Annotated in this window: 10 protein-coding genes and 1 pseudogene; 4 read left to right on the top strand and 7 right to left on the bottom strand. The window is 65.4% G+C overall.

Features of this window, described 5'->3' with window-relative positions:
- Positions 1-163 precede the first annotated feature (163 nt).
- From ABZ552_RS30905 to ABZ552_RS30895, 3 genes and pseudogenes are all read right to left on the bottom strand, one after another.
- Positions 164-598 (bottom strand): YbaB/EbfC family nucleoid-associated protein, encoded by a 435-nt coding sequence (locus ABZ552_RS30905; protein WP_281875376.1) that lies wholly within the window; start codon positions 596-598, stop codon positions 164-166.
- A gap of 153 nt (positions 599-751) precedes the next feature.
- Complete coding sequence (locus ABZ552_RS30900) at positions 752-2,437, bottom strand: hypothetical protein (RefSeq protein ID WP_357441485.1); 1,686 nt, start codon at positions 2,435-2,437, stop codon at positions 752-754.
- A gap of 181 nt (positions 2,438-2,618) precedes the next feature.
- Positions 2,619-2,738 (bottom strand): annotated as a pseudogene (locus ABZ552_RS30895) (succinate dehydrogenase iron-sulfur subunit); the annotation flags it as partial.
- Between the two features lie 65 nt (positions 2,739-2,803).
- Between ABZ552_RS30895 and ABZ552_RS30890 the strand changes: the two are divergent.
- Positions 2,804-3,385: an NUDIX domain-containing protein gene (locus ABZ552_RS30890; protein ID WP_357441483.1), complete on the top strand. Its 582-nt coding sequence runs from the start codon at positions 2,804-2,806 to the stop codon at positions 3,383-3,385.
- Positions 3,386-3,450: 65 nt separating this feature from the next.
- Here the strand turns inward: ABZ552_RS30890 and ABZ552_RS30885 are convergent, their stop codons facing one another.
- Positions 3,451-4,332 (bottom strand): aminoglycoside phosphotransferase family protein, encoded by an 882-nt coding sequence (locus tag ABZ552_RS30885; protein WP_357441481.1) that lies wholly within the window; start codon positions 4,330-4,332, stop codon positions 3,451-3,453.
- Positions 4,329-5,636 (bottom strand): XRE family transcriptional regulator, encoded by a 1,308-nt coding sequence (locus ABZ552_RS30880; protein WP_357441479.1) that lies wholly within the window; start codon positions 5,634-5,636, stop codon positions 4,329-4,331. Before ABZ552_RS30880 ends, ABZ552_RS30885 begins: the two co-directional genes overlap by 4 nt.
- A 325-nt stretch (positions 5,637-5,961) precedes the next feature.
- Here ABZ552_RS30880 and ABZ552_RS30875 point away from each other — a divergent pair, with 325 nt between their 5' ends.
- Genes ABZ552_RS30875 through ABZ552_RS30865 form a run of 3 tightly spaced genes read left to right on the top strand, consistent with a single transcriptional unit; the run spans position 5,962 to position 6,619 of the window.
- The gene (locus ABZ552_RS30875) at positions 5,962-6,243 is read left to right on the top strand and encodes a hypothetical protein (protein WP_157114055.1); all 282 of its coding nucleotides are present in this window, start codon (positions 5,962-5,964) and stop codon (positions 6,241-6,243) included.
- A complete protein-coding gene (locus ABZ552_RS30870) occupies positions 6,240-6,431 on the top strand; it encodes a hypothetical protein (RefSeq protein WP_281875370.1) in 192 nt (63 codons plus the stop codon). The genes ABZ552_RS30875 and ABZ552_RS30870 overlap by 4 nt, the downstream gene beginning before the upstream one ends.
- Positions 6,428-6,619: a hypothetical protein gene (locus tag ABZ552_RS30865; RefSeq protein ID WP_357441477.1), complete on the top strand. Its 192-nt coding sequence runs from the start codon at positions 6,428-6,430 to the stop codon at positions 6,617-6,619. Before ABZ552_RS30870 ends, ABZ552_RS30865 begins: the two co-directional genes overlap by 4 nt.
- Positions 6,620-6,701: 82 nt before the next feature.
- Here ABZ552_RS30865 and ABZ552_RS30860 read toward each other — a convergent pair whose 3' ends face one another.
- On the bottom strand, positions 6,702-7,475 hold the full coding sequence (locus ABZ552_RS30860) for a succinate dehydrogenase iron-sulfur subunit (RefSeq protein ID WP_063025311.1): 774 nt from the start codon (positions 7,473-7,475) through the stop codon (positions 6,702-6,704).
- The gene (gene sdhA / locus ABZ552_RS30855) at positions 7,475-9,244 is read right to left on the bottom strand and encodes a succinate dehydrogenase flavoprotein subunit (protein WP_281875369.1); all 1,770 of its coding nucleotides are present in this window, start codon (positions 9,242-9,244) and stop codon (positions 7,475-7,477) included. Before sdhA ends, ABZ552_RS30860 begins: the two co-directional genes overlap by 1 nt.
- Positions 9,245-9,254: the final 10 nt, after the last annotated feature.

Below are 9,254 nucleotides of genomic sequence, written 5' to 3'. Positions count from 1 at the left end.
GTGTGCTCGCGTCCGTCGATGCGTATCCGGCAAGCGGCTCCGTGAACGCTACTGCTGCCGCCGTCGCACGGTCGCACCCGAATCCCATGCCCTTCCGCCGGTGGGAAGTTCCACTGCGGTCGTCGGCAGGTACGCAGTATCGTCTGCACTACGCGCCCCGGTGCTACCTCGGGGAGTCTTTGTTGTCCCCGCGGAAGAAGGCGCGAATCTCGTTGAGGCTGGGAGCGCCCGGGGAGATATCGGGCAGGTCGGGCAGGTCGTCGAAGTCGGCGTCGAGGGGTGCGGCGAGGGTCTCGGCCTGCTGCTGCGCCCGGTGCGCCGCGGCCCGAGTGGCGTCCACGATCGCGCTGCTCAACTGCTCCGGTGTCTGGCGCATTGCCGCGGCCGTGAGGCGCAGGTCCGTCAGCACGCCCGCGGCGTCCACGGTCACCTCTACCGATTGGTCGGGAGAACTCGCCTGCGTGCGGGCATTGTCCAATTCTCGGAACACATCGGCGAGCCGGCCCTGCTGACGTTCGAAGGAGTCGAGGAGATGTTCGAGCTGGTTGCGCATGCCGTTGTTGGCCGAGCGTAGGCCTTCGCGCTCCCATCGATCCATGCCACAACCTTCCGACTCGAAATCGTCAGCGGGCAGCGACGACCGCGGACCTCCGAACGTGCCCATAATGATGACCGACAGGTGCGTGGCAACTTTCACCGCTGGTGGGAAGGGGGAAGGGCCAGACGGCGTCCGCCCAGGCGGCAACGGGTCTCATTGCCGGTCCGGCAACGCCGCACGCGACATCACCACCAGCAGCCGACCCAGCACCTTCTGCGGTCCGTTGGCCTCGTCCTCACTCGATTCGACCGCGGCGAATCCCTCGGCCAGCGCTCTGCCCGGAACGAACAGACCCTGCTCGAAACAGGTGTCGCCGAGCTGCGCCCGCCATCGCTTGTAGCCGGCGACCACCCGGCTCAGCGTCTGGCCTCGGGGGTCGTTGATCCGCACGTATTCGGTGATGAGCGCGCGTTGCGCCTCCTTGTGTGCCCGGAACCCGCCGGTGAGGTCGATCGCGGCGCCGAGTTCCCGCAGGATCGCGGCATACATCGGACGCCGTGGAGGACCGGATTGGGTCGTCGCCCGGTAACCGCCCGCCAACTTCCGAGGATCGATCACAGCAGCCTGAGCCAGCACGATCCACGGCGCCACCTCCCCTGATTGCTTTTCCGTGCCGCGATCCTCGACGGCAGAGAGCGAATCCGGCGCGTCCCGGATCTCGATTCCGCGCACGACCGGGATCCGCGGAAGGACGGTGTCGACAGCATCGGCGATGTCCTGGACCGTTGCCGCGGCGATCCCCGCCGCGTCGAATCCGACGATTTCGATGTTGTGCCGAGCGGCCATCTCCCGCGCGATCCGCATGGCCTCGGCATCGGTTGCTCGGCCCGTCCGCACGTCCGCAGGTTTCGGGGCCCGTTTCCGCGGGGGCCGAGCTCGCTCCGGCTTCTTGCCCGCGGGCGGGCGGTCCGGGGTGCGTGGAGGAGATACCCGAGGCGGGGTTTCGTTCGCCGGCGCGCCCGAAGGGCTCGGCGCCTTTGCCCAAGGGGTGCCCGACCCGTTGCGCGTCCACGGCGTATTCGCCGACGGCTTGCCAGAGTCGTTGCGGCCGCCCGGCATCGTCTGTGGACCCGCCTGCTGCCTGGTCGGTGTATCCGCCGGCGCTCCCTGTCGCTCTACGCTGTTACGGGGCGTCGTCGGCGATCCGGTCTCGGCTGCCGGGGGTTGGTCACCGGATTTCTCCCTGGAGGATTCGGTTTCTGGGGAATTGCTCGTCGAGTCGTCCTGCTGTCCGGATTCCGGAGGTTGCTGTCCGGACTCCGCGGGCTGCTGGCCTGATGATGGGGGCTGCTGGCCGGATATCGGGGGTTGCTGGCCCGATGTCCGGGGTTGCTGTGTATCGACGCTGCCGCGGTCGATCGGGGCGCCCGGCTGCGGACGGGCGGAGTCTCGGTTCGCCGGGCGATCGGACGTGCCCGGCGCCCGTGCGGCATCGTCTGTGTGGCCGAGGGATTCGCTGGGCGCCTGCGGAATGGGTCCTGCCGGCCGGTTCTGGCTCGGTGCGTTCGGGTACGGGATGCCATCGTCGGCCGAGTTCCGGATGTTCTGCCTGCCGTAGTGGTCCCCGTCCTCGAACGCATCGGCCGCATGCTTCATCGCGGAACTCATCGCGCGGATGTCCGCGACGAGGTCGTCGAACCCCTCCAACGTACGGTCGGCACCGGGCTTGTAGGTGTGGGCGAACGTCTCGCCGGCTTCGTCGTCACCCCAGAACTCACCCTCGTCGGCGAGTGCCGCCTTCAGTTCGTTCGCCATCCGTTCGGCGTCTTCGGCCGCCTGCCGCAGCTCCGCCGCCGATTCGCGCAGCTGGGCCAGGTCGACCGACAGCGATTCGGCCACGCAACCCCCTAGGTCGATATCGAGACGGCCCGGCCCTCTCCGGCTGCTGCACGGGCCGTCGCGCATCGGTGAACCGCCACGCGCTAGGCCGACCCGAGCCGAAGCATAAGCGAGGTTCGCCGGTGTTCCCGTCGGCGGGAACGTGACGGCCGCTCGCCTCGTCCGACGTTCGTGCCCCCGGGCAGCGCCAGACGCCTTCGACGTCGTTGAGGATGTCGAGGCGTTCGCGGGCGCCTTTGTCGCGGCTGTCGAAGATGAAGCGGTGGGCGTTCATATTCGCGGCCGGGTCGAAGTAGGCTCCAGTACGCAGGGGCAAGGCATGGGGCTGCTGCCCTGTAGATGGTCGTATGTGTATACGGTCGAACCGTGGCCCGGACGCAGTGGACAATCCACGGTGAGCACGTCGTGGACGAGAATCGCCATATCAAGTTGTCGACCGTCGATGTCGAGCTACCGGATGGAGTGCAGTTCACGCAGTACGTGGCGCGTATGCCGCGGTGCGCGATGACGTTGGTGCTCAACGAAAGACGCGAGGCGCTGCTCATGTACCGCCACCGCTTCATCATCGACCGTTGGGTGTGGGAACTACCGGGCGGCTATGTGGATCATGCCGAGGACGTCGCCGCCGCTGCGGCGCGGGAGGTGGAAGAAGAGACGGGTTGGCGTCCACGGTCAATGGAACGGCTGGTTACCTATCAGCCTGCGATTGGCACCTTGGATCAGCCGCAGGAGGTCTACCTTGCGCGCGGTGCCGACCTGACCGACACCGAACCAGATATCAACGAGGCCGAGGACATTCTCTGGATTCCACTCGAAGAAGCGAGCGCGATGATCGATCGCGGCGAGATCGTCGGCGCGGCGACAGTGGTGGCAGTGTACCGGGCGCTCAGTATGCCGCCTAACGACCGAGAGCACCTGCTGGGAATTACCAGCGATCCTGAGTGCTAGCAGAAGATGAATGCCGAGAGTTTTCGGCGAACGAGCGGAGTAGCCGCAGCAATCCGGGTTTCCGGTTATAGCGCCTCCCACCGCCATGGCCGCGTTACTTTTCCGCGCAGGCACGCGATCCGATGCTCGGCCTGTTGTGCAGCTGACTTGCTAGCTCCGGCTTGTCCTAGGGCAAAGCCCGCCCACCGAAGTTCCTGGAGGTCGGCGAAGAGTCGGAAGGTCGGCCATGTCGTGACGTCGTAGCCGCCATAGGCGTGCACGAAAGACAGGTAATCGGCTTCGGAGACTCGTGCGAAGTCCGCGTAATCGACGGCGAGTTGAATGAGATCCCATTCCGGTCGGCCAAGCGACACCTTGTCCAGATCCAGCACCGTAGGAATGCCCGTGGGTGGCACGACCAGGTTGCCCTGCCAGGCATCGCCATGAATCACCGTGAGTCGCGGGGGCTCCGGTAGCTCATCATATCGCCGCCGTAGCTCGTCGTAGCGCATCAGCAGCCATGTCCGGTCATCTTCGTTCACCGTGTCCGCAGTCGCCAACCGCATGCGAAGATCACCGAATGGGGCATATCTCGGCAAGCCGGGGTCGGTCGGTGGCGTCAACGAATGGAGAGCTCGCAGCATGGCTCCGAGTTCGGCGGGTGTAGCTGGCCGATGGTCGGGGATCAGATGCCACCAGGTGACAGGTCGGTCGTCCACCAGAATCGGCTGAGCCAGTTCCGATACCGCCTTGACTGTGGGAATGCCACAACTGTTCAGCCATTGCGACACACGCAGTTCCCGCTCGGCATCGTTCAGGCTGCCGGGCTCTCCGATCCGTGCCACGACATCGCCAGCCCGGTAAATCGCATGGGATCCTTCGCGGATCATTTCTTGGTCAGTCAGTTCGAGGTCGGCTCGTCGAGCGGCTTCCGCCAGTATCGCCTCGGATGACGTTGCTGCGGTCATAACGCTGCTTCCGCCGCAGAACGGCGGGTGATGACTTCGCGCAGTGCCACGACGTCGCTCATTCGCCGGTGACGTGACGAAGCAGCGGCCAATCGTTGAAGTTCGTTCTGGATACGATGGGAATCGAGCCGGCTGGCCTGCGTGGCTGCGCGAATCCCAAGGACAGCTGCTTCCTTCGGATCGCCGATCTGCATAGTCAGGGTAGCCAGGCGCGTGAGCGAAAAGGTCTGCGAACGAGGGTATTCCGCAGCCTGGGGATCAACGGCTCGCCGGATTCTCAAGGCCGCCAACTCGATGCGGTGCCGCCTCTGTGCGATTGGGGTCAGGGCCTTGCCGGTGCTGCCAAAGTGTTCCGCCTCGTCGTAGAAGCACAGCCACGGGGCGTCGGTGGCGGGATTGCGCTCAGCAAATTGCTCATCGGCGCGTGCAACCTCGGAGAGCGCTTCGTCCGGTCGTTCCATAGCAGCCAAGTATTGGGCTCGCAGGGCACTCAGCATGGCGCGGGTGGTGGCGGACAGCCGGTCGGACCGCACCTGGGCCAGTTCGATGAGCGACAATCCGCCATCAGCGTTACCAATATATGCCGTCTTGCGTGCCATATCGGCGAGCGCGCTGGCGCGAAGCTCCCAGGATCCGGCGGTGTCGGCGCACCATAGGGCGAGCCGGAATCTCCGCTCAGCCGCCGTGTAATCGCCGATATCGAAAGCGGCGTACCCAGCGACGCTGGCGAAGTTGCCGATCGCTTCGAGCAGGGCCCGGCGGGTGCCAGGCGACGCCTTTCCATCGAGTAGCCGCACGAAGCGGCCGAGTTGTCTGCCCGCGACAAGGCTGATCGAGCCGCCGCCACGCAGGTTCTCCACCGATGCGATTGTGCGCGTGGCTGTTTGGATGTCGATGACCTCGGTAGTGCCGACACGGCTGATCGGCTTGTCGTCTGTGCTCGGGCCGAAAAAGTGGGCAGGACCGACGTTTGGATCGAAAGGGCTGAGCAGGTTGATCGCGAGCGTGCCGTCCGACATTGCCGACGCTTTGCGGCGTTGACGATTCGGTACGAAGCCCAGTTCACGATCGGTGGCGTGCAGGATGGCGCGGAAGGCTTCGCGGTACAGATCGTTGGGCCAGCGGACAGTGCCGCGCTCGTAGCGTGCGATGGTGCGGGCATCTAGTTCGCGCCGCTGACCGTGCTGTCGCCAGATGTAGGCATTGACGGCTTCTGCCAGCTCGGCGCGGCTCATCGTCTGACCAGACGTCATCCGCGACGGTGTGGCTTCCCGTCGCTGCTGGAGTTGCACGTTCGGTTGCATGCGTCCCCTCATCGGTATCGGTCGGTTCAGTCTATCCAGCGCCGCCGATGCTGGGTCGCGGCCGAATTATCTGCCCCGTAACTTGCCCTCTTTCGGAAGCGCTGCATGCATGAGGCTGGAACCACGGCGCCGATGTCCGGGGCTGTCGTGCAAAACGTAATCAGTCGGGGGAGTCGATGAGACCACTTGAATCCGTCCGAGGTGCTCTCGGCGCGGCGCGCCTTACTGACAACGGTATGCGAGCGGTCTTTTGAAAAGGTTCAGCGTCGTTCGGCTCTACCCACGGTAGTAGACCACAATGCCCACACAATACCCGAGGTCAGTCATGCACCCATTTGTCCCTATTTTGGTCGTCACGATCCTCGCCACTGTCGCCGCCTTTTGTCTGGGTTTGCGTTACCTCGAACGAGAGGATCAACCCTCTGCTGCAATGGAACGAATTCCGGACGTCTTTCCTCGTGTTTCCGTCGCGGAAGCGCACCGGATCATGCAGCAGTATCGCGATTGCCCGGCCGAAACCTGTGACATCAAGCGGCTTGCCTACTGGACTTTGGTTGACGCCGGACACATCACGCCGTCGCTGCGGGCGGAACGGATCGCCCGATGACCATCACCTTGGCCGACGCCGAACAGTGGCGCCATTTTCATCGCAACTGTTTCGTGGAGGGCGCTTTTCGTTCCCTCGATGAGGCTAGGTTCGTCCTCAATGCTCATTCGGGGCACGGCTCGAACTGCCTGCAATACCTCGCGGCAGCGGCGTACAGCAGCGGCTTGGCGGACGAGGCGCTGGCATGACCCGCATCGGTTGGCTGCGTTGGGATGACGGGACCTGGGCTGCGGTCGACGAGTACGGGGTGCCGCATCCGATCGGCGTCGACGACTCGGAAGCTGTCGAAGATTGCGACGCAGCAGGGGATTGCCTGCCACCTCGGGTGCTAGCAGAAGATGAGGGCCGACGATTTCCGGCGAACGAGCGGCCGTGATGAATGGGGTCCGCCAGAAACCACGAAGGCCGCCTTCATCGCCATGATGAAGGCGGCCTTCGTTCTCGACTGAGCCGAGAAATCAACGGGTGAACAGAAGCGCTCGTTTGACTTCTTGGATCGCCTTGGTGACCTCGATGCCGCGGGGGCAGGCGTCGGTGCAGTTGAAGGTGGTGCGGCAGCGCCAGACGCCTTCGACGTCGTTGAGGATGTCGAGGCGCTCGCGGGCGCCTTCGTCGCGGCTGTCGAAGATGAAGCGGTGGGCGTTCACGATCGCGGCCGGGCCGAAGTAGCTGCCGTCGCTCCAGTACACGGGGCAGGAGGTGGTGCAGCAGGCGCACAGGATGCACTTGGTGGTGTCGTCGAACCGGGCGCGGTCGGCCTGGCTCTGGATACGTTCGCGGGTGGGCTCGTTACCCGAGGTCATCAGGTAGGGCTTCACCGCGCGGAAGGCGTCGAAGAACGGCTCCATGTTCACCACGAGGTCCTTCTCCACGGGCAGGCCGCGGATCGGCTCGACGGTGACGGTGATCGACTTGCCGCCCTTGGGCAGCATGTCCTTCATCAGCACCTTGCAGGCCAGCCGGTTGACGCCGTTGATCCGCATCGCGTCCGAACCGCACACGCCGTGCGCGCAGGACCGGCGGAAGGTGAGCGTGCCGTCCAGGTAGGACTTGATGTAGATCAGCACGTTCAGGAAGCGGTCGGTCGGCAGGACCGGCACCTGGAACGACTCCCAGTGCGCGCCCTTGTCGTCCTCCGGGTTGAACCGGGCCACCTTGACGGTGATCATCACCGAGCCCTCGGGGACCGGAGCGGGCTTCTGCGAAGAGGGTGCTTCGGCAACAGCAGTCATCAGTACTTACGCTCCATCGGCTCGTAACGGGTCTGCACCACCGGCTTGAAGTCGAGGCGGATGTCCGAAAGGAGCTCCGAGCCGTCCTTGTAGGCCATGGTGTGGCGCATGAAGTTCACGTCGTCGCGGTCCGGGTAGTCCTCGCGGGCGTGGCCGCCACGCGACTCCTTGCGGTTGAGCGCGCCGACCACGGTGACCTCGGCCAGTTCGAGCAGGAAGCCGAGCTCGACGGCCTCGAGCAGGTCGCTGTTGTAGCGCTTGCCCTTGTCCTGCACGGTGATCCGCGCGTAACGCTCCTTGAGCGCGTGGATGTCGGTGAGCGCCTGCTTGAGCGTGTCCTCGGTGCGGAACACCGAAGCGTTGTTGTCCATCGAACGCTGCAACTCGGTGCGGATGTCGGCGACCCGCTCGTCGCCGTGCTCGCTCAGCAGCTGGGCCAGCCAGTCCTGCACCATCTGCGCCGGGTTCTCCGGCAACTCGACGAACTCGCTGCGCTGCGCGTACTCCGCGGCGGCGATGCCGGCGCGGCGGCCGAACACGTTGATGTCCAGCAGCGAGTTGGTGCCCAGACGGTTGGCGCCGTGCACCGAGACGCACGCGCACTCGCCCGCGGCGTACAGACCGGGGACGATGTCGCTGTTGTTGCGCAGCACCTCGCCGCGGATACGGGTGGGGATGCCGCCCATCACGTAGTGACAGGTCGGGAACACCGGCACCAGTTCCTTCACCGGGTCCACACCCAGGTAGGTGCGGGAGAACTCGGTGATGTCGGGCAGCTTCTCCTCGAGCACGTCCTCGCCGAGGTGGGTCACGTCGATGTAGACGTAGTCCTTGTTCGGTCCCGCGCCGCGGCCCTCCAGCACCTCGAGCACCATCGAGCGGGCGACGATGTCGCGCGGCGCGAGGTCCTTGATGGTGGGAGCGTAGCGCTCCATGAACCGCTCGCCATCGGCGTTGCGCAGGATGCCGCCCTCGCCGCGGACGGCCTCGGAGATGAGGATGCCGAGCCCGGCCAGGCCCGTCGGATGGAACTGGTGGAACTCCATGTCCTCCAGCGGCAGGCCCTTGCGGAACACGATCGCCATGCCGTCGCCGGTGAGGGTGTGCGCGTTCGAGGTGGTCTTGTACATCCGACCCGAGCCGCCGGTGGCGAACACGATCGACTTGGCGTGGAAGACGTGCAGTTCGCCGGTGGCCAGCTCGTAGGCGACCACGCCGGTCGCGACCGGGCCGCGATCGGTCTCGCTGAGCACCAGGTCCAGTACGTAGAACTCGTTGAAGAACTCCACGTCGTGCTTGACGCAGTTCTGGTACAGCGTCTGCAGGATCATGTGGCCGGTGCGGTCGGCGGCGTAGCAGGCCCGGCGGACCGGGGCCTTGCCGTGATCGCGGGTGTGGCCGCCGAAGCGCCGCTGGTCGATCTTGCCTTCGGGGGTCCGGTTGAACGGCAGGCCCATCTTCTCCAGGTCGAGCACGGCGTCGATGGCCTCTTTGGCCATGATCTCCGCGGCGTCCTGGTCGACCAGGTAGTCACCACCCTTGACGGTGTCGAAGGTGTGCCATTCCCAGTTGTCCTCTTCGACGTTGGCCAGCGCGGCGCACATGCCGCCCTGGGCCGCGCCGGTGTGGCTGCGGGTCGGGTACAGCTTGGTCAGCACCGCCGTCCGAGCACGCGGGCCGGCCTCGATCGCGGCGCGCATGCCCGCGCCACCCGCGCCGACGATGACGACGTCGTAGCGGTGCTCCTGGACAGGACGAGATTCACTCATGCGAGGGGGC

Source organism: Nocardia sp. NPDC019219 (assembly GCF_040632645.1).
Lineage (GTDB): Bacteria > Actinomycetota > Actinomycetes > Mycobacteriales > Mycobacteriaceae > Nocardia > Nocardia sputorum.
Note: the sequence above shows the minus strand (reverse complement) of the source record. Positions and strands in the feature narration are given on the sequence as shown.